This is a genomic window from Isoptericola sp. NPDC060185 (assembly GCF_042728595.1).
Taxonomy (GTDB): domain Bacteria; phylum Actinomycetota; class Actinomycetes; order Actinomycetales; family Cellulomonadaceae; genus Isoptericola.
This window is the reverse complement of record NZ_JBHWYY010000005.1, coordinates 20,981-44,448: the sequence shown is the minus strand read 5'-3', so window position 1 is coordinate 44,448 and position 23,468 is coordinate 20,981. Positions and strand designations below refer to the sequence as shown.

At 74.7% G+C, this 23,468-nt stretch carries 20 protein-coding genes; 14 read left to right on the top strand and 6 right to left on the bottom strand.

What is annotated here, in order from left to right:
* Window positions 1–362: hypothetical protein (locus ACFWDO_RS03320; protein ID WP_380346790.1), on the bottom strand; the 362-nt coding region annotated here is incomplete at its 3' end.
* A gap of 141 nt (window positions 363–503) precedes the next feature.
* On the opposite strand from ACFWDO_RS03320, the gene ACFWDO_RS03315 reads away from it, so the two are divergent.
* Together ACFWDO_RS03315 and ACFWDO_RS03310 are read left to right on the top strand one after the other, a co-directional pair.
* Complete coding sequence (locus ACFWDO_RS03315) at window positions 504–2,054, top strand: DUF222 domain-containing protein (RefSeq protein ID WP_380317441.1); 1,551 nt, start codon at window positions 504–506, stop codon at window positions 2,052–2,054.
* Window positions 2,055–2,211: 157 nt separating this feature from the next.
* On the top strand, window positions 2,212–3,492 hold the full coding sequence (locus ACFWDO_RS03310; RefSeq protein WP_380317444.1) for a metallophosphoesterase family protein: 1,281 nt from the start codon (window positions 2,212–2,214) through the stop codon (window positions 3,490–3,492).
* Window positions 3,493–3,509: 17 nt separating this feature from the next.
* Here ACFWDO_RS03310 and ACFWDO_RS03305 read toward each other — a convergent pair whose 3' ends face one another.
* On the bottom strand, window positions 3,510–4,043 hold the full coding sequence (locus ACFWDO_RS03305) for a PH domain-containing protein (protein ID WP_380317447.1): 534 nt from the start codon (window positions 4,041–4,043) through the stop codon (window positions 3,510–3,512).
* Window positions 4,044–4,105: 62 nt separating this feature from the next.
* Window positions 4,106–4,744, bottom strand: coding sequence for a histidine phosphatase family protein (locus ACFWDO_RS03300; RefSeq protein ID WP_380317450.1), 639 nt, complete (start codon window positions 4,742–4,744; stop codon window positions 4,106–4,108).
* Between the two features lie 196 nt (window positions 4,745–4,940).
* Here ACFWDO_RS03300 and ACFWDO_RS03295 point away from each other — a divergent pair, with 196 nt between their 5' ends.
* From ACFWDO_RS03295 to ACFWDO_RS03280, 4 genes are all read left to right on the top strand, one after another.
* Window positions 4,941–5,414 (top strand): NfeD family protein, encoded by a 474-nt coding sequence (locus tag ACFWDO_RS03295; protein ID WP_380317452.1) that lies wholly within the window; start codon window positions 4,941–4,943, stop codon window positions 5,412–5,414.
* 42 nt (window positions 5,415–5,456) lie between these two features.
* Window positions 5,457–6,947 (top strand): flotillin family protein, encoded by a 1,491-nt coding sequence (locus tag ACFWDO_RS03290; protein WP_380317455.1) that lies wholly within the window; start codon window positions 5,457–5,459, stop codon window positions 6,945–6,947.
* Window positions 6,948–7,030: 83 nt separating this feature from the next.
* Window positions 7,031–7,711 carry a DsbA family protein gene (locus ACFWDO_RS03285; protein ID WP_380317458.1) on the top strand — a complete coding sequence of 227 codons (681 nt, stop codon included), beginning with the start codon at window positions 7,031–7,033 and terminating at the stop codon, window positions 7,709–7,711.
* Window positions 7,712–7,865: 154 nt separating this feature from the next.
* Window positions 7,866–8,060: a hypothetical protein gene (locus ACFWDO_RS03280; RefSeq protein ID WP_380317460.1), complete on the top strand. Its 195-nt coding sequence runs from the start codon at window positions 7,866–7,868 to the stop codon at window positions 8,058–8,060.
* An 87-nt stretch (window positions 8,061–8,147) separates the two neighbouring features.
* Here the strand turns inward: ACFWDO_RS03280 and ACFWDO_RS03275 are convergent, their stop codons facing one another.
* Both ACFWDO_RS03275 and ACFWDO_RS03270 read right to left on the bottom strand, forming a co-directional pair.
* Window positions 8,148–9,080, bottom strand: a complete 933-nt coding sequence (locus tag ACFWDO_RS03275; protein WP_380317463.1) for a DNA-3-methyladenine glycosylase family protein — start codon at window positions 9,078–9,080, stop codon at window positions 8,148–8,150.
* Between the two features lie 109 nt (window positions 9,081–9,189).
* Window positions 9,190–9,768 (bottom strand): ribonuclease H, encoded by a 579-nt coding sequence (locus ACFWDO_RS03270; RefSeq protein ID WP_380317466.1) that lies wholly within the window; start codon window positions 9,766–9,768, stop codon window positions 9,190–9,192.
* Between the two features lie 253 nt (window positions 9,769–10,021).
* On the opposite strand from ACFWDO_RS03270, the gene ACFWDO_RS03265 reads away from it, so the two are divergent.
* The 4 genes from ACFWDO_RS03265 to ACFWDO_RS03250 all read left to right on the top strand — a co-directional run bounded on the left by ACFWDO_RS03265 (window position 10,022) and on the right by ACFWDO_RS03250 (window position 18,498).
* Window positions 10,022–11,215: a VIT1/CCC1 transporter family protein gene (locus ACFWDO_RS03265; protein ID WP_380317469.1), complete on the top strand. Its 1,194-nt coding sequence runs from the start codon at window positions 10,022–10,024 to the stop codon at window positions 11,213–11,215.
* Between the two features lie 140 nt (window positions 11,216–11,355).
* Window positions 11,356–12,987 carry a hypothetical protein gene (locus tag ACFWDO_RS03260; RefSeq protein ID WP_380317471.1) on the top strand — a complete coding sequence of 544 codons (1,632 nt, stop codon included), beginning with the start codon at window positions 11,356–11,358 and terminating at the stop codon, window positions 12,985–12,987.
* A 107-nt stretch (window positions 12,988–13,094) separates the two neighbouring features.
* Window positions 13,095–16,826, top strand: coding sequence for a hypothetical protein (locus ACFWDO_RS03255; protein ID WP_380346788.1), 3,732 nt, complete (start codon window positions 13,095–13,097; stop codon window positions 16,824–16,826).
* Window positions 16,827–17,178: 352 nt separating this feature from the next.
* Complete coding sequence (locus ACFWDO_RS03250; RefSeq protein WP_380317480.1) at window positions 17,179–18,498, top strand: MFS transporter; 1,320 nt, start codon at window positions 17,179–17,181, stop codon at window positions 18,496–18,498.
* Window positions 18,499–18,520: 22 nt separating this feature from the next.
* Here the strand turns inward: ACFWDO_RS03250 and ACFWDO_RS03245 are convergent, their stop codons facing one another.
* Window positions 18,521–19,822, bottom strand: a complete 1,302-nt coding sequence (locus ACFWDO_RS03245; protein WP_380317483.1) for an MFS transporter — start codon at window positions 19,820–19,822, stop codon at window positions 18,521–18,523.
* Between the two features lie 95 nt (window positions 19,823–19,917).
* Here ACFWDO_RS03245 and ACFWDO_RS03240 point away from each other — a divergent pair, with 95 nt between their 5' ends.
* The 4 genes from ACFWDO_RS03240 (at window position 19,918) to ACFWDO_RS03225 (ending at window position 23,456) form a co-directional block, all read left to right on the top strand.
* Complete coding sequence (locus ACFWDO_RS03240; RefSeq protein WP_380317486.1) at window positions 19,918–20,589, top strand: YitT family protein; 672 nt, start codon at window positions 19,918–19,920, stop codon at window positions 20,587–20,589.
* Between the two features lie 61 nt (window positions 20,590–20,650).
* Window positions 20,651–20,989, top strand: coding sequence for a GNAT family N-acetyltransferase (locus ACFWDO_RS03235; protein ID WP_380317489.1), 339 nt, complete (start codon window positions 20,651–20,653; stop codon window positions 20,987–20,989).
* 62 nt (window positions 20,990–21,051) lie between these two features.
* On the top strand, window positions 21,052–22,041 hold the full coding sequence (locus tag ACFWDO_RS03230; RefSeq protein WP_380317492.1) for a DUF1524 domain-containing protein: 990 nt from the start codon (window positions 21,052–21,054) through the stop codon (window positions 22,039–22,041).
* 146 nt (window positions 22,042–22,187) lie between these two features.
* Window positions 22,188–23,456, top strand: coding sequence for a glycosyltransferase (locus ACFWDO_RS03225; RefSeq protein WP_380317495.1), 1,269 nt, complete (start codon window positions 22,188–22,190; stop codon window positions 23,454–23,456).
* Window positions 23,457–23,468 lie beyond the last annotated feature (12 nt).

Sequence of the window (23,468 nt, the reverse complement as noted above, 5' to 3'; positions counted from 1 at the left end):
CCGGGGCCGCGGCCGCGCCCGGCCCCCGGCGCCCCCCGCCCCCCCCCCCCCCGCCGCCCCGGCCCGGGGGGGGGGCCCCCGCGACGGTCCTCGAACGGGAGCTCGCCGGTCTGGTCGGCGGTCTCGTCCATGTCGACGGCCTGGCCGATGTCGGCGGTGCGGCCGACCTCGGGGGCGTCGGCCTGCGCTGGGCGCCGGCACGTGCGGTGCTCGAGCTCGGGTGCGAGGGCGGTGTCGAGCAGGGTGGCGGCGCCGAGCGCGGTGCAGACCACCAGCGCGGTGCAGACCACCAACGCGGTGCGGGCCGTGAGCGGGGTGCGGACCGCGTGCAGGTTTCGGACCGCGGGCGGGTGGCAGGCCACGGGCCGGGCGCAGACCTCGTCGATCGCGCCGAACGGCGTCCGGTCGATGTCGAACGTCGTCCCGTCGACGCCGGTCGAGGCCCGGCGCCGTCCGGCGGTCCGCGGGCGGAGGGTGCCGAGCGTGCTCGCGCCGGTCGTCCGTTGCTCGCGGCGCTCGACGACATGGCCCCCGGGCCGGACCTGGCCGCGCTGCTGGAGTCCGTGGACGAGGCGGACCTGGACGACTTCACGATCCTCGAGGTGCTGGCCGCGTGGGAGCGGGTGGCGTCGTGGGCTCAGGCGGGTTCGGCGCGGGTCCTGGCGGAGATGCTGGAGCGCACCCGCGGGTCGTCGCGGCACGAGTTCGTGGCGGACGCCGTCGCGGCTCGGCTGGGGACCACCCGTCGCGGCGCCGCGCAGCTCGTGACGGTGGCGCACGGGACCGCCCGGCTGCCGGAGGTGGCGGGCGCGCTCGCGGCCGGGGTCGTGGACCGTCGCAAGGCGGAGGCGCTCGTCGAGGCGGGACGGCTCCCGGACGACCTCCGGCGTGAGGCGGTCGCGACCGTGCTCCCCGACGTCGAGCGGCTCACCGTGCCGCAGATCCGCGCGCGGATGCGCCGGGCGGAGATCGCGGTGGACCCGGGCGGCGCCGACGAGCGTCGTCGTGCGGCGCGGGCCGAACGGTTCGTGCGGTTCGAGCCCGTGGACGACGCCATGGCGTACCTCACCGCGTACCTGCCCGCGGACGACGCGGCGCGCGCGTTCGCCGAGGTCGACGACCTGGCGCTGGCGATGCGCCGCGCGCCCGGCGAGTCCCGGCGCCTCGCGGAGTGCCGCGCCGACGCGCTCGTCGCCCTCGTCACTGGTCAGGTCACCTCGGGAAGGATCGCCAACGGCCAGGGCGCCGACGGCCAGGGCGCCGACGGCCAGGGCGCCGACGGCCAGGGCGCCGACGGCCAGGGCCCCGACGGACAGGGCGCTACTGGGCAGGGTGCTACTGGGCAGGGTGCCGCGGGGCAGGTCGCCCCGGGCCGGGTCACCCCGGGTCACGTCGTCGCGGGCTGCGGGGACACGGAGGGCGGGTCGGTGCCCGGGGCGCCGTCCCGTGCGCGACGGCGGGGCACGGTGCGCGTCTCCGTCGCGGCGTCGACGCTGCTCGGCTCCGACGACCTGCCTGCGATCCTCGCCGGCCACGGCCCGATCCCGGCGTCGATGGCTCGCGCCCTCGCGGCCGATCCGGACGCGGTGTGGCAGCGGCTGTTCACCGACCCGGGGAGCGGCGTGCTCACGGACGTGTCCTCGCGGTCGTACCGGCCGAGCGAGGCGTTGCGGGCGGCGGTCGTGGCGCGCGACGTCACGTGCACGTTCCCCGGCTGCCAGGTGCCTGCCGCGTCCTCCGACCTGGACCACGTCGACCCGTTCGACCCGGCATGTACCGGTCCGCAGACCCATGGCGCGAACCTCCACGCGCTGTGCCGCACTCATCACCGCGCCAAGACGGTCGGCGGCTGGGAGGTGTTCCGGGACCCGGCGTCGGGTGCCACGACGTGGACCGCACCGACAGGGCACCAGTTCGGGCGCGACCCCGTGCGGCACGACCCGCGCCATGATCCGGACCAGCACCGCGACCCGGACCAGCAGCGCGACCCGGACCAGCAGCGCGACCCGGGCAGGCGTCGAGCGCCGAGGGACGACGGGCCACCGCCGTTCTGAGTGCCCGCGGGGGCGGCAACGGCCAGCGTCATCCGGCAGGATCGGCGGGCATGGTCGAGGGCCGCCGTCTTCGGGTGCGGTCGTGTTCCGGATCTGTGCACGGAGGGTTCATCGGGCGGCCTGCTCGCCGTCGCGCCGGGCTCCTACGTTCCGGGTCATGAGCGAAGACGCGAACGAGAACTCGATCGGACGCCCGCCTGAAGTGCCGTCGACCGACGTGCCGACGACCGACGTGCCGACGACCGACGTGCGGGATGCAGAGGAGCGGTCCGGCCTGGGCCGCCGTACGTTCATGACCATGACGGGACTGGGCGCGGCGGGCTCGGTGGTGGCGGGTTCCGTCGCCGGGGCCACGTCGGCGGCGGCCGGTGCCGGGGCGGCCGGTGCAGGGGCACCGAAGCTGCGGTTCCGCAAGGACGGCACGTACACGATCGTGCAGTTCAACGACACGCAGGACGACGAGAAGATCGACCGCCGCACGCTGGAGCTGATGCGCGCGGTGCTCGACGACGAGCGGCCGGACCTGGTGATCCTCAACGGCGACAACATCACGGGCGGCTGTGACACCCCGCTCGAGATGCGCCAGGCGATGAACAACGTGGTGCAGCCGATGGAGGAGCGGCAGATCCCCTGGGCGATCACGTTCGGCAACCACGACGAGGACTCGACGCCGACCAGCGGGGTGGACGAGGCGCAGATGCTCGCGTTCTACCGCTCGTACCGGTACAACGTGAACGGCCCGACGGCGAAGGGCGTCACGGGGCAGGGCAACTCGCACCTGCTGATCGACGGCACGGACGGGAAGCCGGCGTTCAACGTGTGGCTGCTCGACTCGGGCCGGTACGCGCCCAGCACCATCGCGGGCCAGAACCTCACCGGCTACCCGACGTGGGACTGGGTGCGCATGGACCAGGTGGACTGGTACTACCGCACGTCGGTCGAGCTGGAGAGGCGCCACCGCCGCGCGATCCCGTCGCTGATGTTCATCCACATCCCCCTGTGGGAGTACCGGTTCATGTGGTTCGGCTCGGTGGACGGCCGCACCGCCGCGGACCACGAGCGCGGCGTCGCGCGCCACCAGATCGTGGGGGAGCGCAACGAGGAGGAGTGCCCCGGCCCGTTCAACTCGGGGCTGTTCTCCGCGATCCAGCACCGCGGCGACGTGCGCGGCGTGTTCTGCGGGCACGACCACGTGAACACGTACTCGGGGAACTACTACGGCGTCCTGCTCGGCTACTCCGGCAACACGGGCTTCGGCACGTACGGGCTGAGCGGCGCGGAGCGCAACCGCCTGCGCGGGGCGCGCGTGTACCGGCTCGACGAGTCGGTGGACGGCGTGCTCGTGGACACGACGATGCGGTTCGCGTCGGAGTTCGGCATCGACCTCACGGCCGACGACCAGTGGATGGAGCCGCTGCCGCTGCCGCGCGGCAAGTAGTTCTCAGCCGCTAGTGCTCAGCGGCGCCGGCCGCGCGTCGGCTCGGACGGGGGCCACTCGCCGTCGTCCGAGCCGTCGTCGGCGGAGTGCAGCAGCTCCTGGAGCTGCACCTGCACGCGGTCGACGCGCGGCACGTCGCGCAGCACCATCCCGGCCTTCTCGGTGGCGTCGGAGACCTGCAGGGTGCCGCAGCCGAGCATCCGGTCCAGGAGGTCCTTCTCGAGCGCGATGTCGTTGATCCGGTAGAGCGGGATGTCGCGGCCCACGCGGGTGACGATCCCGGAGCGCATGGCGATCCGCTTGGTCGTGACGGTCCACGACGTGGTGCGCCACTTCAGCCACGGCACCAGCACCCACACGACGGCGACGACGACCAGCAGGCCGAGCACGACCCAGCGCGCGACGTCGGGCATCTCGACGACGAACGAGAACGCGGCGCCCACCAGCAGCACCAGCAGGAGCAGGAACGGCCAGACCACGGCCTTCGGGTGCTCGTGCAGCTCCATGACGACGTGCTCGCCGTCGATGAGGTCGTCCTCGTTCAGCGCCATGGCGCACATGCTGCCAGACGGCGCACCGCCCTCGGGCTGGTCGGACGTCGGTCGGACCGGGATCAGACGTGCGGCGGCAGGTTCCAGCCCTCGATGGTCCGCAGGTCGTGCCCGTAGCCGAGCTGGCAGATCGCGGCGGTGCCGAGCTCCAGGCGGGAGCCGAACCGCGGGTCGATGCCGAGCCACGCGGTCGCCAGCACGCGCAGCAGGTGCCCGTGTGCGACGGCCAGCACGTTGCCGCCGTCCTGCAGGGTGGCGTCTGCCCGCCCCACGAAGCGCCGGGCGCGCGCGGCGACGTCCTCCAGCAGCTCGCCGGGCCGTCCGTCGCCGTGCTCGGGGTCGGGCGGCAGGACGCGTACGCCGTCGTCGAAGATCTGGAAGTCGTGCCCGAGGAGGGCGGTGACGTCGGCGCTCGACCGGCCGTCGACGGGCCCGTAGTCCCACTCGGCGAGGTCGGGGTCGACGACGGCGTCCGGGTGGCCGGCGATCGCGGCGGTGCGGCGGGCCCGCTCGAGCGGCGACGCGAACACGGCGGCGAACGGGATGCCGGCCAGGGCGCGACCGGCGGTGCGGGCCTGCTCCTCGCCGGCCGGCGTGAGGGGGATGTCGGTGCGGCCGGTGTGCTGGCCGCTGACGCTCCACTCCGTCTCGCCGTGGCGCAGCAGCACCAGCTGGGGGTCCTTGCTCGGCGCGAGAGGCATGCCCCGAGCATCGCGCAGCGGCGCCCGCCGGGCACCCGGAAGGACCCTGTGGACCGGCTGTTCAGCAGCCTCCCAGAGTTCGCTAGAGTGGCGCCGCCGTCACACGACCATCACATCTTCATCACCTGGCAAAACCGGCCGCTCACCGCCACCGCCTGTTCATCGACACCGCCTGTTCATCGACACGGGAGATCGCGTGCTCGTCTTCGTCCTCATCGGCGCCGCAGGGATGCTCCTGCTGCTGATCTCGCTCCTCGTCGGCGAGCTCGTCGACCTCGGCGACGGCATGCTCTCGGGCACGTCGCTCGGCGTGGGCGCGGTGGTCTTCGGCGCCGTGGGCACGATCGTCACGGCGAACGACCTCGCGCCCTGGGTCGCGTACGTGGCGTCCGCCGTCGTCGGGCTGCTGGCCGTCCTCCTCGCGCAGGCGCTCGTGCGGCGGCTGGCGTCGAGCGACGACGGCGTCGCGGTCTCGCTGGTGGGCGCGCACGGCACGGCGACGACCGACGTGACGGCGACGTCGGGCGAGGTCTCCCTCGACGTCCCGAGCGAGCTCGAGCGCCGCCTCGCCCGCTCCGACGAACCGATCGCCGCGGGCTCCCGCGTCGTGGTGCTCGAGCACTCCGGCTCCACCGTGCGTGTCGGGGTCCCCGGCCCGCAGGCCCCCTGACCTCTCCCCCCGACCGGAAGGAGACGCGCTCCGGCGCGCACCATGTTCGACTCGTCCGACAGCAGCTTCATCACCACGATCGCGGTGCTCGCCCTCGTGGTGGCGTTCCTCGCGGTGGGCATCTTCGTCGCCCAGCGCATCCGCCGGGTGCCGCCGAACCAGGCCCTCGTCATCGTCGGCCGCGGGGCCGGCAAGAAGGAGTCCGCGGCCCAGAGCCAGCGGGTCGTCATTGGCGGCCGCACGTTCGTCTGGCCGATCCTGCAGCAGGGCTTCGCGATCTCGCTGGAGCAGCGCCAGATCGGCATCACCGTCGAGGGCGTCGACAAGAACCGCATCAAGATCGCCATCAAGGCGTCGATCAACTTCAAGGTGCGCGGCGACGACGAGGGCGTGCGCCGCGCGGCGCAGCGCTTCCTGTCCCAGCAGGAGATGCTCACCGAGATCATCAAGGAGTCGCTCGAGGGCTCGCTGCGCTCCATCGTCGGCGACATGACGATCGAGCAGATCATCTCCGACCGCAAGGGCCTGTCGGACCGGGTCGTCGAGTCCACGAAGACGGACCTCGCGGAGCAGGGCCTGCAGGTCGACCTGCTCAACATCTCCGACATCTCGACGCCCGGGTCGGAGTACCTCGCCAACCTGGGCCGCGCCGAGGGCGCCCGCGCCCTGCAGGTCGCGGAGGTCTCCGAGGCCGAGGCGCGCCGGGTGTCCGAGTTCGCCGTGATCGAGGCGGCAGAGCAGATCGCCGAGCGGCAGAAGGCGCTCGACCTCAAGAAGGCGGCCATCAAGGCCGACACGGACCGCGCGAACGCCGAGGCGGAGGCTGCGGGCCAGCTCGCACGCGCCGAGCAGGACCGGCTCGTGGCGCAGCAGGAGCGCGAGGCGCTGGCCGAGCAGGCCCGCGTGACGCAGGAGCGCCTCGACATCGAGGTCCGCAAGCCCGCCGAGGCCAAGGCGTACGCCGAGGTCCAGGAGGCCACGGCCCGCCGTGACGCCGCGAACGCGGCCACCGAGGCGGACGCGTTCAAGCGCACCACCATCGCCGAGGCGAACAAGACGGCCGCGATCCAGGACGCCGAGGCGTCCGCCGCCGCGGTGCGCCGCGCCGGCGAGGCCGAGCGCGACCGGCAGATCGCGCTCGCCGAGGGCATCAAGGCCGAGGGGGAGGCGAAGGCCTTCGCGGTCGAGGCCGAGGGCCGCGCCGAAGCCGTCGCGACCGACGCCAAGGCGGAGGCGCTCAAGAAGTACGGCGAGGCCGCCCTCGTCCAGGAGCTCATCGAGCGCCTGCCCGAGATCGTCCGCGCCGCGGCGGAGCCGATCGGCTCCATCCAGGGCATGACGGTGATCTCGACCGACGGCGCGTCCGCGGTGACCAAGACCGTGGCGTCCGTGCTCGGTGAGGGCCAGGGCGTGGTCAAGCAGCTCACCGGCGTGGACATCCAGCAGCTCATCGCGGGCATCGCCGGCGGGCAGCTGCCCACGTCCGACGGCGGCGCGAAGGCCGCGTCGAACGGTGCCGCACCGCTGAACTGACGCGCCGTAGCTCAGAGGCGCCTGCGACGCACGACACGCCCCGCCCCGGGAATCCCTTCCCGCGGCGGGGCGTTCGTGCGTACGTGACCACCACCGAGAACTCCCCGCTGAAGGTCGACGTCTGGTCGGACGTCGCGTGCCCCTGGTGCTACATCGGCAAGCGCCGCTTCGAGTCCGCGCTGCAGCGGATGGCGGAGCGTGACGGCGCCGCCCCCGAGGTGGAGGTCGAGTACCACTCATTCGAGCTCTCGCCCGACACCCCCGTCGACTTCGACGGCACGGCGACCGAGTTCCTCGCGGACCACAAGGGGATCCCCCTGGAGACCGCCCAACAGATGCAGGACCAGGTGACCGCCCTCGCGGCCGCCGAGGGGCTCACCTACCGCATGGACCAGGTGCGGCACACCAAGACCCTCAAGGCCCACGAGCTGCTGCACCTCGCGAAGGCGTTCGGCAAGCAGGAGGAGATGAAGGAGCGCCTGCTGAAGGCGTATTTCACCGAGGGTGAGCACGTCGGCCACGTCGAGGACCTCGCGGATCTCGCCGCGGAGGTCGGGCTGGAGCGCGAGGCCGTGGTCGTCGCGCTCAACGCCGGCACGTACGCCGAGGCCGTCGCCGACGACATCGCCCGCGCCCGCGCGTACGGCATCAACGGCGTCCCGTTCTTCGTGCTCGGGGGCCGCTACGGCGTCTCCGGCGCGCAGGACCCGGACGTCTTCGTCCAGGTGCTCGACCAGGTGCTCGCCGAGGGCGACGCGGCCTGACGGCGCTGCCACGAGGCGCATCTCACACCGCCAGCCCTGGCCGTGAGACGCAGTATCACCGAGAATCGAGGCCAGCCCGCACCGTCGCGGGCGCCGCGGTCTCGGGCCCACCCCGCCCGGCATGCCGCGGCCGTGGTTCCGTTGGAGGAGAAACATGAACGACGCCACCGAGAGCTCGTACCGCTCGATCGCCAACCCGCGCCGCACCACGCTGATGTCCGTCAGCGCGGCCGAGGCGGCCGCCCCCCACCACGGCGGGGACGAACGCCCGCTGCAGCTGCTCGGCCTGCAGATGCTCGGCGACGACGGCGCGGTGTGCGTCGACGGCGTGTGCAGCCTGCCGGAGTGATCGCAGCCCAGAACGCGCGGTAGTCAGTAGGCGCGGTAGTCAGTAGGCGCGGTCGTCGGTAGGCGCGGTCGTCAGTAGGCGCGGTCGTCAGAAGGTGCGGTAGTCCGCGATCGACAGCCGCGGGCCCCGGCGCGGGGCCTGCGGCCGGCGCTCGAGGAACAGCAGTCGCACCACGCGGTGCCGGTGCGGGGCGTAGGGCGCGAGGAGGCGCAGCATCCCCTCGTCGTCGGTCCGCTCGCCGGTGAGCGCCCAGCCGACGGCGCCCGCGAGGTGGAAGTCGCCCACGGAGACGGCATCCGCATCCCCGAAGGCGCGCTGCGCCACCTCCGCCGACGTCCAGCGCCCGACGCCCGGCACCTTCTCGAGCCGCGCCCGCGCCTCGTCGCCGGGCAGCGCGCTCGCGTCCTCGAGCCGTGCCGCCACCTGCGCGCAGCGCACGGCCGTCGCCGCACGACGGGGGTCGACCCCCGCACGGTGCCAGTCCCACGTCGGCACGGCCGCCCACTCCCGCGCGGACGGCACCACCCGCATCCCGTCGGGTGCGGGCCCGGGCGCGGGGGAGCCGTGCCGGGTCACCAGCCACCGCCACGCGCGGTGAGCCGTGACGACCTGCACCTTCTGCTCGAGGACGGCGGGCACCAGCGCCTCCAGCACCCGCCCACTGCGGCACATCCGCAGCCCGGGCGTGCGCCGTGCGGCGTCCCGCGCCTGCGGCGGCGGGATGAACGCGGACGCGTCGTCGTCCTCGCCGAGCAACCGGGGGACCGCGTCGGCGGCCTCGCGCGCGCCGGGCCCCCACTGCTGCACGACGACGGAGCGGTCGCCCGTCGGGACGAAGCGCTGCGTGACAGGCCCGGTGCGCACCAGCGTGGTGCGCCACAGCGCGCCGTCGGGGGAGCGGCGGAACGTCGGGTCCCCGACGCCGTGCTGCAGCGGCGCGAGCGTCAGGGTGAGGTCGAGCGGCCGGTCCGAGACGTGCTCGACCGTGACGTCGGCGGTGGTCGTCGGGAGCGGCGCCATCGTGTCGGTCGCGCCCGGGCCTGTCGCACCCAGGCCTGTCGCACCCGGGCCTGTCGCACCCAGGCCTGTCGCACCCAGGCCTGTCGCGGTCGTGCTGGTCGCGCTCGTGCTAGTCAAAGAGAGTTCCGAGCTCCCAGCCGGTGTCGCTGCGGGCTCCGACCGGCTCCGCGTCCCGCGCCGGCCGTGCGGCGGGGCGCTCGAGAGTCTCGCGCTGCTCCTCGGCCATGACGAGCAGCTCGTCCACGCTCCCGCGTCCCGCGGCCCAGTCCTGCGCGGCGAGGCCGGCGAGCTGGTCGGCCCGCTCGTTGAACGGGTTGCCGACGTGCCCGCGCACCCACCGGAACCGGACGGGTCCCTTGCGGTCGGTGATCGCGTCGTCGATCGACCGGATCAGGTCCAGGTTCTTCACGGGCCCGCCGGACGCCGTGCGCCAGCCCTTGCGCTTCCACCCGTGGATCCACTCGGACGCGCACCGGATCGCGTACTGCGAGTCCGACTCGATGAGGAGCGGTTCGTCCCCCGGGTGCGCCTCGATCGCGCGGAGCAGAGCGGTGAGCTCCGCGATCTGGTTGGTCCCGGACGCGGCGCCGCCGGAGTCGAAGCGGCCGCCCTCGTGGGCGATCCACGCCCAGCCGATCGCGCCCCCGGGATTGCGGAGGCACGAGCCGTCAGTGCTGACAATGATCACGCCGGAGTCCCCCAGTGTCCGAGCCCCTGGTGTCGAGCTCGCGGTCGCCCCTCATGGCCGACCACGGGCTGCGCCCGGCCGACCCCGGACGCCGCCCCTATTGTGCCCCGAGCCGGTGACACTCGAGTGCGCGTCCACACCCCGGCGGGCCGCCGCAGGCTGCGGACGTCCGAAAACTCCGGCGTGCGGCCCCGGAAGTGGCGGCGGCTCCGCCCGGAACCCACGGCCGCCCTCCAGCGGCGATCATGACGGCATGACCGACGGCCCCGCCATGCCCGGCATGCCCGAGCGCGACCAACCTGGAGACGACCAGCCCGCACCCGACCCTGCCTCCCGGCGCCCCGCGGACCTGCGCCGCTGGCGCCGCTACCTCGCCGACGAGCGGGCCGAGGCGGCGACCTACCGCGACCTCGCCAGCCGCCGCACCGGCGAGGAGCGCGCCGTCCTGCTCGCCCTCGCCGACGCGGAGAAGCGGCACGAGCAGCACTGGCTCGACCTGCTGGGCGACGACGTCGGGAAGCCGCTGCGCGGCGACCTGCGGACCCGCATGCTCGGCGTCTTCGCGCGCCGGTTCGGCGGCGTCTTCGTGCTGGCGCTCGCGCAGCGCGCCGAGGCCCGCTCGACGTACGACAGCGAGGAGTTCGCCACCGCCACGATGGCCGCCGACGAGCAGATCCACGAGGAGGTCGTGCGCGCGCTCGCCACCCGGGGCCGCAACCGGATGTCCGGCACGTTCCGCGCCGCCGTCTTCGGCGCCAACGACGGCCTCGTCTCCAACCTCGCCCTCGTGCTCGGCATCGGCGCGTCCGGCGTCTCGTCGCAGACCGTGCTCCTCACCGGAGTTGCCGGCCTCCTGGCCGGCGCGCTCTCCATGGGTGCGGGCGAGTTCGTCTCCGTGCGCTCGCAGCGCGAGCTGCTCGAGGCATCCACCCCGGACCCGAAGAGCGCCGGCGCGCTGCCGCACCTCGACGTCGACGCCAACGAGCTCGCCCTCGTCTACCGTGCCCGCGGCATGGCCGCCGACGAGGCGCAGGGGCGCGCCGACCGGGTGCTCGCCGGGCTGGCCGCGACCGGGACCCTGGCGCCCGAGGTGCTGCACGACGAGAACGCCGAACCCGCCGCCGCTGCTGCTGGTGGGGAGGCCGAGGCGGACGACGACCTCGAGACCCACGGCACCGCGTGGGGCGCCGCGATCTCCAGCTTCTGCTTCTTCGCGTCGGGCGCGCTGATCCCCGTGCTGCCGTACCTGCTCGGCCTCACCGGCGGCCAGGCGATCTTCGTCGCGTCCGCGCTCGTCGGGGTGTCGCTGCTGATCACGGGCGCGATCACCGGTCTGCTCTCCGGCACGTCGCCGTGGTCACGCGCGCTGCGCCAGCTCGCCATCGGCTTCGGCGCGGCCGCCGTCACGTATGCGCTGGGCCTGCTGTTCGGCACCTCCGTCTCCTGACCCGGGCAGGAGCCCGCGGGTGAATTCCGGGGTGCTCTTGTTGCATGACCGTTGCTCGGGCGTCATGGTGTGACGTGAGTCACGGGCTCGTGCTCGTGGCTTCGAGTGGCATCGTTCGCGTGGCATCCGAAGGGGGCCGAGTGGCACGCAGCGTGGACCGAGCGCCGGCGGCAGCACGCCGCCGCTGGTTCGCGCGCGCCGCGGCCGTCGCGGCCGGCCTGCTCGGTGCCGCCGCGCTGAGCGTCGCGGTCGCGGGCACCGCGTCCGCCGACGACGGCGGCCGGGACGACGGCGCGGTCGCGTCGGTCGTCCGCTCCGTCGTCGGGCACGGCGGGGACGGACCGAGCAAGGACGACGCGAAGGGGCCCGCGCGTGCGCACGAGCCCGCGAAGCCCGCCGCCGAGGACGAGGCTCCCCGGGCGCACCCGCTGCGCGACACGGTCGAGAAGGTCGTCGCCCCCGTTCGGGACACCGTCGAACCCGTGCGCCAGGCGGTGCACGACGACGTCGTCGCCCCCGTGGAGAAGGCCGTCGAGCGCGCCACCGGCGCGACGACGAAGCCAGCAATGTCCGAGCCGCCCGCGAACGCCCAGCAGCCCGCGAAGGCGGAGGACCCCGAAGCCGTCGAGGCCGAGAAGGCCGAAGCCGCTGACGCAGAGCCCGCGAAGGACCCGGACGCCGCGAAGTCCGACGCCGCGGAGCCCGTCGCGGCCGCGAAGCCCGCGACGTCGGCGAAGTCCGAGAATGCCGCCGACCCGGCGAAGTCCGGCTCCGCGAAGTCCGGCTCCGCGAAGTCCGACTCCGTGATCGAGCGGGCGGTGGAGCCGCTGGGCGCGGTGACGGCGCCGGTCGGGAAGATCGTCGAAGGTGTCGTCACGCCGCTGGCTCCGGTCGTCGACCCGGTGGCGCACGTCGTCGAGGACGTCACGACCCCCGTCGGTGAGACGCTCGAGCCCCTGACGGGCACGGTCGCGGACGTCTTGTCCCCGGTGGCGGAGGCGGCGTCGCCCGTGCTCGAACCGGTCGGGCAGGTGGTGCACGACGTGACCGCTCCGCTCGCCCCCGTCACGGACGGGCTGGGCGCGGTCGTCGCACCGGTCGTGCGGACGCTGGACCCGGTGCTCGACCCCGTCGTCGGGCTCGTGAAGCCCGTGACCGGCTCGCTGAAGCCCGTGCTCGACCCGGTCCTGGACACCGCCGCTCCCGTCGTCGATGCGCTGAGCCCGGTCGTCGAGCCGGTGGGCGGTGTGCTCGCGCCGGTCGTCGACCCGGTCGCCGAGGCCACTGCTCCCGCCGTCGAGCCGGTGCTCGATGCGGGGCTCGCCCCGGTGCTCGGGCAGGACTCGTCGGCCGCCCCGGTGGCGTCGGCCACGTCTGTCGAGACCAAGCCCGCCGAGGCCGCGCCCGCGCTCAGGGCAGCGGCGTCGTCGGACGCGTCGACCATCCCGTCGACCGACGCCGCGGACGCCACGGCGACCGCCCCGGCACCGGTCCTTGCCACCCCGGCCGACGTCGCCGACGCGACCTCCGCCACCTCCTGGGCCGCGACCTCGACGAACCACGAGCCCGCGCCGGCCGCACCAGCGGCGCCCGCCGTGGCCGCCGCCGGCGCAGGCTCCCTCTCGACCACCCGCGGGTCGTCCGGCGGGGACGCCGCCGCCGACCTCGTGGGCCGCGCGCACGTCAGCGCGCACAGCTGGACGGCCCCGACGGCCGACCGGCTCGACCGCCTCCCGGCGGTCTCTCTCGACATCCCCGTCTCTCCTGCCTGACGTGGCCGCGTCGCGCCCTGGTGCGCGACCGCGACCGCGGGCGGCGTCCGCCACCCGCGCACCACGTCAGTCAGGAGCGGATCATGCATACGTATGTCCGGCGAGCGGTGAGAACCGCGCTCGTCGCGGGCGGCCTCGTGGTCGCCGGGGCCGGGATGGCCCATGCCGCGGACGGTGACGTCGTCGACGTCACCGTCGGAGAAGACACCTCGGTCGACCTCCACCTCAGCGAGGTCTCCGAGGAGACGAACGACGCGTCGCTCGACACGCCGGTCGACCTGCCGAAGGTCGACACGGACGGTGTCGAGGACGTCGTCGACGCCGTCGCCGGCGAGGACGGCGCGGTCGACGACGTCGTGGGCCCGGACGAGGAGTCCGCGACCGCCACGGACGACCTCGTGGACGCCGTCGCCGAGGACGTCCACCAGACCGCGGACGACGTGCAGTCCGGCGACGTCAAGGGCGTCGTCGACGACGTCGCGGGCCAGGGTGGCGTCGTCGACGACGCGATCGAGGACACGCCGGACGCCGCGGGCGGCGGAGGTTCGGGCGGCGGCACGGCCGACCCGGCCACGCCCCCCGACGACGACGGGACGACCGGCGGCGCGAACGCGTCCGTCGGCGAGGTCGGCGCGGCGGTGGACTCGGCCGGCGACGGCGCCTCGGACGGTGCCTCGGACGTGGCCGGCGCCGCTGACGACGTGCTCGGCACGGACTCGGCGGTGCGCGACAGCGTCGAGGGCGTCACGGGCGACGGCGGGGTCGTGGACGACGTCCTCGGCGCCGACGAGCCCGAGAAGGGCCTCTCCGACCAGGTCGTCGAGCACGTGGGCGACGACGTCGACCAGGGCGTGGGGCACCTCGCCGCCGGTGACGTCGACGGCGTGGTGGACGACGTGACCGCCGACGGCGGGGTCGTCGACGACGCGCGGGAGGACCAGGGCGTCGACGCGGCCCTCGACCAGGTCGGCGACACCGTCGACGCGGCGACCGGCGCCGTGCACGATGCCTTCGGCGGGGTCGTCGACGGCATCGTGGGTGACGGCGGCATCGTGGGTGACGGAGGTGTCGTGGACGACGTCCTCGGTGCCGACGAGCCCCAGGACGGCCTTTCCGACGAGCTCGTGGAGCACGTGCGCGAGGACGTCGACACCACGCTCGACGGCGTGACCGCCGGCGACCTGGACGGCGTCGTCGACTCCGTCGGTGGCGACGACGGGCTCGTCGACGACGTGCTCGAGGGTGACACGGCCGTCGGCCTCCCCGGTGGCCTCGGTGACCTCGGCGGTCTGGGTGGTCTCGATGGGCTCGGCGATCTGGGGTCGCTTCCCGGGGCCGATGGCCTCGGCGGGCTGACTGATGTCGTGGGCGCTCTGCCCGAGGTGCCGGGGCTGCCCGGTGCCGGTGACGGCCTGCCCGGTGCCGGTCTCGGTGGCCTCGATGACCTGGGCGGCATCGGGGCGACGGTGGACGGCACGGTGGACGACGCGCTGGGCGCGGTCTCCGACGTGGCCGGGTCCGCTGACGCCGCGCTGGGCACGGGTCCGGTCCTGCAGGGGACCGTCGACGGACTGGTCGGCGATGACGGCCTGGTCGGTGAGGATGGCGTGGTCGACGACGTCGTCGGCGCCGACGAGCCCGAGAACGGCGTGACGGACGAGGTCGTGGAGCACCTCCTCGACGATGTCGACGCCACGCTCGGCGAGGTCGTCACGGGTCACCTGAACGGTGTCGTCGACTCGGTCGTCGCTGATGACGGGGTGCTGGACGACGCGCTGGAGGACGGCGCGGCGGGCAGCATCGTCGGTGACCTCGGTGACCTCGGTGACCTCGGTGACCTCGGTGACCTCGGTGACCTCGGTGACCTCGGCACCGGCGATCTGGGCGACCTGACCGGCGCGCTGCCGGGGCTGGACGGCACGGTGGACGAGCTGATCACCACGGTGGCGGACACGGCCGGTGCGGTGGACGACCTGCTGGGCACCCCGTCGCTGCTGCGGTCGACGGTGACCTCGCTGGCCGGACCTGACGGGCTGGTGGACGACGTCGTCGGCCCGGACGAGGCCAGCTCGGGTGTCACGGACGGCGTGGTCGAGGCGGTCGTGGACGACGTCGACGCGACGCTGGACTCGGTGACGGCCGGCGACCTGCCGGGCGTCGTGGACGACCTGACCGCGGAGGACGGTCTGGTCGACGACGTGCTGGAGGACCAGGGCCTCGACCCGGTGCTGAACGACGTCGTGGACTCCACCGGTGCGGTGGACGACCTGCTGGGGACCGGCGACCTCGTCGAGGACACGGTCGACGGGATCGCCGGCGAGGACGGCGTCCTCGACGACGTGCTGGGTGCCGACGGGCCCCAGGACGGCGTCACGGACGGTCTCGTGGAGGCCGTGGTGGACGACGTCGACTCGACGCTGGGCTCGGTGACGGCCGGCGACCTGCCGGGCGCGATCGACGGTGTCGTCACGGACGACGGCCTCGTCGACGACGTGCTCGAGGACGGCGGCGTCGACACCGCGGTGGACGACGTGGTCGGTCAGGTCTCGGACCTGGCGGGCACCGTCGACGACACGGCCGGCACCGGTTCGCTGGTGCAGGACACGGTGGACGGCGTGCTCGGTGAGGACGGCATCGTGGACGACGTCGTCGGGCCGGATGCACCGCAGGACGGCGTGACCGACGGACTGGTCGATGCCGTGCTGGACGACGCGGGGCAGACCGTCGGCGACCTGACCGAGGGCGACCTCGACGGGGTGGTCGACGGAGTGACCGCCGACGATGGCCTGGTCGACGACGTGCTGGAGGACCGGGGTCTCGACCCGGTGCTCAACGACGTCGTGGACTCCACCGGGGTGGTGGACGACCTGCTGGGGACCGGCGACCTCGTCGAGGACACGGTCGACGGGCTGCTCGGTGAGGGCGGCGTCGTGGACGACGTCGTCGGTGCCGACGAGCCGCAGGAGGGCGTGACCGACGGCGTCGTGGAGGCCGTGGTGGACGACGTCGACTCGACGCTCGACTCGGTGACGGCCGGCGACCTGCCGGGCGTCGTGGACGACCTGACCGCGGAGGACGGTCTGGTCGACGACGTGCTGGAGGACCAGGGCCTCGACCCGGTGCTGAACGACGTCGTGGACTCCACCGGTGCGGTGGACGACCTGCTGGGGACCGGAGACCTCGTCGAGGACACGGTCGACGGGATCGCCGGCGAGGACGGCGTCGTGGACGACGTCATCGGTGCCGACGAGCCGCAGGAGGGCGTGACGGACGAGCTCGTCGAGCACGTCGTGGAGGACGTCAACGACACGGCGAACGACCTGCTCGAGGGCGACCTCGGTGCGGTCACCGACGACCTCCTCGCGGAGGACGGCCTCGTGGACGACGTCCTCGAGGACGGCGCGACGTCCGTCGACCCGACCGATCCCACGGATCCCACGGATCCCACGGATCCCACGGACCCGACGGACCCGACGGACCCGACGGACCCGACGGACCCCGGTGACGGCACGGACGACCCCGGTGACGGCACGGACGGCACGGACCCTGGTGATGGCACCAACCCTGGTGACGGCACGGGGAACGGCACGGATGACGGGACCGGCGACGGGGCTGACGGCTCGACGGACCCGCTGGGTGGTCCGGTCGCGGCGGCGGGCACGCCGGACGGCGTGCTGACGTCGGACGGTCTGGTGCAGGCGTCGGCGGCGGGCACGAGTGCCGCGTTGCCGACGACGGGTGCCGACGTGCGGCTGCTGGGCCTGGCCCTGCTGCTGATGCTGGCGGGCGGCGCGCTGGCGCGGCGCCGTCGGACGGCGGACGCGGTCGCGCACCGCTGACCCTGCCGGAGCCGGCACCGGCTCCGGACGGGGCGGCGCTGCCACGGGGGATCACTGGGGAGTGTCCCGTGGCAGCTCCGCCCCGGCTGGGGTCGGCGCGAGCGCAGCACAGCGCAGGGGGCTGGGCAGCGCCCGCGACATGCCGGCGACCGGGGGGCACGTGGGCGGCCCCGGACGGACGATCACCGGGCTCCTCGGGGGAGGAGCACGGCAGACCCGTCCGGGGCCGCCCGCGGAACACATCGACCCCGCACACCATCGACCCCGCACACCATCGACCCCGCACACCATCGACCCCGCACACCATCGACCCGCACACCATCGACCCCGCGCACGCCTACCCTGGTTGACCGTGCCCCGCCTGATCGCCGACCTCACGCCGTTGCGCGTCTCCCCGGCGTTCCGGCGGCTGTGGTGGGGTCTGGGCGTGTCGAACATCGGCACGCAGGTCACGGTGGTCGCGGTGGGCCTGCAGGTCTACGCGCTCACGGGCAGCACGCTGGCCGTGGGCACGCTCGGCATCGCGGCCCTGGTGCCGCTGGTGGCGCTCGGCCTGTACGGCGGGGCGCTGGTGGACCACTACGACCGGCGGCGGGTGTCGCTGCTCGCGTCGTCGGTGCTGTGGCTGGTGACGGCGGGCATCGCGGCGCAGGCGTGGCTCGACGTCGGGTCGGTGAACCTGCTGTACGGACTGGTGGCGCTGCAGTCGGCGGCGTTCGCCATCAACAACCCGGCGCGCACGTCGATCGTGCCGCGGCTGCTGGAGCCGCAGCTCATGCCGGCGGCCAATGCGCTGCAGACCCTGTCGATGAACGTGGCGCTCACGGGCGGGCCGCTGATCGGCGCGACGCTCGTGGGCTGGGGCGGGTACGGCGTCGCGTACACGCTGGACGTGCTGCTGTTCACGGCGGCGCTGTGGGCCGTGTGGCGGCTGCCGGCGGTGCCGCCGGAGGACGCGCTGGACGCCGCCGACGGGACCGAGACGTCGTCGGCACCGCCCCGGCGGCGGGTGGTCGGGCTGGGCTCGGTGCTCGACGGCCTGCGCTACCTCGCGACGCGGCCCAACGTCCGCACGACGTTCGTCGTCGACCTGGCGGCGATGGTGCTCGCCTTCCCCCGCGTGCTGTGGCCGGCGGCGGGCGCGCTGTACCTGGGCGGCGGGGCGACGACGACGGGCGTCCTCGCCGCCGGGTTCGCTGTCGGCGGCATCCTCGCGAGCGTCTTCTCCGGCGCGCTGGTCCGCGTGCGGTGGCAGGGCCGCATCATCGTGTGGGCGATCACCGCGTGGGGCATGTGCGTGGCGCTGTTCGGCGCGGTCCTCGTGGCCGTCGGCCCCGGGGCGCCCGACGGCGTGCTGTGGGGCGCCGTCGTCCTGGCCGGGGTGGCGCTGCTGCTCGCGGGCGGCTCCGACGCGATCTCGTCGGTGTTTCGCCAGTCGATCCTGCAGACCGCGACGCCCGACCACATGCGCGGGCGCCTGCAGGGCGTGTTCATCGTGGTGGTCGCGGGCGGCCCGCGGCTCGGCGAGATGGTGCTGGGCACCGAGGCCACGTGGTTCGGCGAGGGCTGGGCGGCCGTCGTCGGAGGCCTGGCGTGCATCGCGGTGCTGTGGCTCGTCGTGCGGCTGCAGCCCCGCTTCTGGCGCTACGACGCGCACCACCCGGAGCCCTGAGCCGGCACCCCCGGACGAGCCGTCAGACGGTCGCGGTGTAGGGCCGCCGTCGCCGCATCCCCGGCAGCGCGAGGACGGCGAGGATGGCGCACAGCCAGCCGCCCGACATCGTGACGAGGAAGCCGGCGTGCGAGTCCACGGCGTCGATCGCGACGCCCGCGAGCCACGACCCCAGCGAGACGCCGACGCCGAGCGACGTGCCCACCCAGGTGAGCCCCTCGGTGAGCTGGTGCGGCGCCACCAGCGCCTGCACCAGCGCGTTCCCGTTGACGAGCGTGGGCGCGATGGCGAACCCGGTCACGAACATCACCACCGCCAGCACGGCGATGTGGTGCACGAGGAAGAACATGGAGACGCCGACGGCGATCGCGCAGGCGCCCACCGTGAACCGCGTGGACAGCGGCGACACCCAGTGCCGCGCCCCGTACGCCAGGCCGGAGATCATCGAGCCGAGCGCGAAGCACGCCAGCACCAGCCCGGCCATGCCCTTGACGCCCTGCTCCTCCGCGAACGCGACCGTCGCCACGTCGCTCGAGCCGAACATGACGCCCATCGCGACGAAGACGACGGCCAGCACGGGCATGCCCGCCATCCGGATCGCGGAGCGGTGGTCGAGGGCGACGGCGTCCGGGTGCGCGACCGTCCCCACGTGCTCGCCGTCCGCCGGGACGGCGACGCGCCCCGCGGGCGGCTCCGTGGCGCGCTGGCTGAGGAACCACGCCGCCCCGCCGCCGCCCACGATCGCGGCCACGAGCAGGCCGCCGGAGGGTGCGACCGTCGTCGCGAGGGTGGTCGCGACGACCGGCCCGACGATGAAGACCAGCTCGTCGAGGGCGGCCTCCAGCGAGTACGCGGTGTGCAGCCGCTTCGGGTCGTCCAGGGCGCGCGACCACCGCGCCCGCACGAGCGACCCGTACGAGCCCTGCGACGCCCCGCCGACGGCGGCCAGCACCCACAGCACCCACTCCGGCGCGCCCGCGACCGCCGCCAGGACCAGCCCGAGCAGCCCGATCGTGGTCGCGACGAGCAGGGGCGTCATCACGCGCGCCTGCCCGCGCCGGTCCACGATGCGCGCGATCTGCGGCGACACGATCGCCTGCGCCACCACGAGCACCGCGGAGACGCGGCCTGCCATCGCGTAGGAGCCGTACAAGGTCTGCACCATCAGCACGGTGCTGATGCCGACCATCGACATCGGCAGCCGGGCGACGACGCCCGCGGCCGAGAAGCGGGCGGCGCCGGGCACGCGCAGGACGTCGAGGTACGGGTTGGGGTTCCGGGTCCCCGACGCCGCGTCGGAGCTCTCGGGGACGGGCAGGGTCACCGCCGGATTCTCCCACTCCCCGACGACGTCGGCAGCGTCGTGCGGGCGCTTCCCCCGTCGCGCGCGGCGGCACCGCAGCGCCTACCGTGCCGAGCATGACGACCAGCGTGCGCGCCGAGGCGGCGTACCTCGCCCCGCGCGCCGCCTGGGCGCTCGGCGGCGTCGCGCTCCTCGCCCTCGGGTCGGCGGTGCTGCTCGGCGCGCACGTCGGGGTCGACCCGTTCACGTCCGCCAACATCGGGGTGAGCACGCGCCTCGGCGTCGGGCTCGGCCCCTACCAGCTCGCCGTGAACGCGGTGCTCCTCGTGCCGGTCCTGGTCTGGGGGCGGCGCTACGTGGGCCTCGGCACGGTCATCAACATGGTGATGGTCGGGTTCTTCGTGCAGTGGTTCAGCGCGCTGCTCGGCCCCGTGCTGCCCGACCCGCCGGGCCTGCTGCTGCAGGGCGTGCTGTTCCTGGTCGGGATCGTGCTGTTCACGGCCGGGGCGTCGGCGTACATGACGGCCGGCATCGGCACGGCGCCCTACGACGCGATCGCGCCGATAATCGTCGACCGCACCGGTGTGCGCTACCGCGTCATCCGGGTGGTCCAGGACCTCGCGTTCGTCGGGCTGGCGATCGCGTTCGGCGGGCCGGTCGGCGTGGGCACCGTGATGACGGCGTTCTTCGCCGGCCCGCTCATCGACTTCTTCACCGAGCGGGTCAACAAGCCGCTCCTGCACCGCCTCCTGCCCGACGGCGGCGCGCAGGAGGCCCGGCCGAGCTGAGCGCCGCGCCTGGCGGCGGGGGAGGCGACAGATGTCGGGGTCGGCGTCCAGGATGGGGGCCATGAACGACTCCCCGACCCATGTCACCGTGGTCGACGACCGCGACCAGCAGGTCTTCCTCGCCCGGCTGGACGACGGCCGCACCGCCGGCGGCGCCTACTACGAGCGGACCGACGGCGACGGGTCGGCGGGGGACGGGTCGGCGGGGGTGGTCGTCTTCACGCACACGGAGGTCGACCCGGCGTTCGAGGGGCAGGGGATCGGGTCGCAGCTCGCCGCCGGCGCGCTCGCCCAGGTGCGGGAGGCGGGCGAGAAGATCGTGCCGCTGTGCCCGTTCATCAAGGCCTACGTGCAGCGGCACCCCGAGCACGCCGACCTGCTCGCGCACCCCGCCCGGTGAGGGCCGGGACCTCCGTGTCGCGACGGGGCCCGTCGCGACGCGCTCTCGCGCCCCGTTCCTTCGTGCGCCGCGGCGGGGTCGCCGCGCTCGGCGCCTCGGTCGCGCTCCTGCTCGGCGCGTGCGCGGGGGGCCTCGACCCCGCGTCCACGGGGCTCGACGGTCCCGGCGTCGACCAGCCCGGCGCAGCACAGCCCGGCGCAGAACGGCCCGGAGCCGAGGAGCCCGCCGCGACGTCCGCGCCGACCCCGGACGGCGCGGCGACCGCAGCCTCGGGCACCGCCCTCGCCGCGCTCGACACCCTGCCGGTGAAGGGCCGCGCGCCCAAGACCGGCTACACCCGCGACCAGTTCGGCCCGGCGTGGGCCGACGTCGACCACAACGGCTGCGACACCCGCAACGACATCCTGGCGCGCGACCTGCGGCGCACCGTCACCGACCCGGGCACCCACGACTGCATCGTGCTGAGCGGCGTGCTCGCCGACCCGTACACGGGCCGGACCATCGACTTCCGCCGCGGGCAGACCACGTCCACCGCGGTGCAGATCGACCACGTCGTCGCGCTGTCGGACGCCTGGCAGAAGGGCGCGCAGCAGCTCGACGGCGAGGTGCGACGTCGGCTCGCGAACGACCCGCTGAACCTGCTCGCCGCCGACGGCCCCACCAACGCGGGCAAGGGCGACGGCGACGCCGCGACCTGGCTGCCGCCGAGCAAGGCGTTCCGCTGCCAGTACGTGGCGCGGCAGGTGGCCGTGAAGCAGGCGTACGCGCTGTGGGTCACGCAGGCCGAGCACGACGCCATCGAGTCGGTGCTCGCGCGCTGCCCCGACGAGCCGCTGCCCGCCGGCAGCCTGGCGCCGCGGGTCGACGCGACGTCTGACGAACCCGCTTCGGACGACGCCGCCTCCGAAGACACCGCCTCCGAAGACACCGCGAGCGGGCCGTTCGCGAACTGCACCGAGGCGCGGGCCGCCGGCGCGGCGCCGGTGCACCGCGGCGACCCGGGCTACTCGTCACGGATCGATCGCGACGGGGACGGGGTCGCCTGCGAGTGAGCGGCGGCGGTCGGGGCCGTGGTTGTGTGTACGGCGGCGGTGTGGGCGGCGGCGGTGTGGGCGGCGGCGGTGTGGGCGGCCGTCGGCCGTCCTACCGTGGAGCCTGAGCACGTCGCCCACCCTCCGCACGACCCCCGGGGGCTCGGATGCCGCACACGTACCTCTTCGCGCTGACCGACGGCGGCGGGACGGTGCCGCCCGAGCTCGGCGCCGCGCGACGGCTCGTGGAGCGCGGCCACCGGGTGACGGTCCTGGTGGAGGACTCGATGCTCCCCGAGGCGCGCGCCACCGGAGCCACCGTCGCCCGGTGGGAGCACGGGCCCAACCGCCCGGACCGCGACCCGGCGCACGACCCGCTCCGGGACTGGGAGCGCCGCAGCCCGCTCGCGCAGGCGCGCCTCATGGGGGACCGCGCGATCGCCGGGCCCGCGCCCGGGCACGCGCGCGACGTCGCCGCGGCGATCGACGCCGACCGGCCGGACCTCGTGGTCGCGTCGATCTTCGCCTTCGGCGCGATGATCGCGGCCGAGTCGCGCGGCGTCCCGTTCGACGTCCTCATGCCCAACATCTACGCAGCGCCCACGCCCGGGTCGACGCCGATGGGGATGGGCCTGGCCCCCGCGCGCGGCCCCCTGGGCAGGGCACGGGACGCGGCCGTGCGGCGCTTGAGCGTCGCCGGGCTCGACCGCTACTCGCTGGCGCGGCTCAACGCCCTGCGCGCCGAGCTCGGCGTCGGGCCCGTCGCGCACTCGTGGGAGCTGGTGCACCGCGCGCGGCGCCAGCTGGTCATGACGAGCCCGGCGTTCGACCTGCCCGCGGTGCTCCCCCCGAACGCACGGTACGTCGGCCCGGTTCTCGACGACCCGTCCTGGGCCGACGACGACTGGTCGCCGCCGCCCGGCGACGGCCCGCTCGTCCTGGTCGCCATGTCGTCGACGTTCCAGGACCACGTCGGCGTGCTGCAGCGGGTCGTCGACGGGCTCGCGACGCTGCCCGTGCGCGGCCTCGTCACGACCGGCCCCGCCGTGGCGCCGTCGTCGCTCCGTGCGGCGCCGGACGTCACGGTCGTCGCGGCGGCACCTCACGCGAGGGCGATGCGCGAGGCCGCGGCCGTCGTGACCCACGGCGGGCACGGCACCCTGCTCAAGGCGCTCGCGGCCGACCTGCCGGCCGTCGTCGTCCCGCACGGGCGCGACCAGGCGGACAACGCCGTCCGCGTCACGCTGCGCGGGGCGGCGGTGCGGCTGCCGCGCACGGCGTCGTCGGCGCGGTTCGCGGGCGCGGTCCGTCGGGTGCTCGACGACCCGTCGTACGCGCGCTCGGCGCGCGCCCTCGGGGCCGCGATCCGGCGGGACGCCGAGCACAGCACGCTCGTCGCCGAGCTGGAGGACCTGGACGGGGCCGACCCGACATAGCGCGCGGAGGCT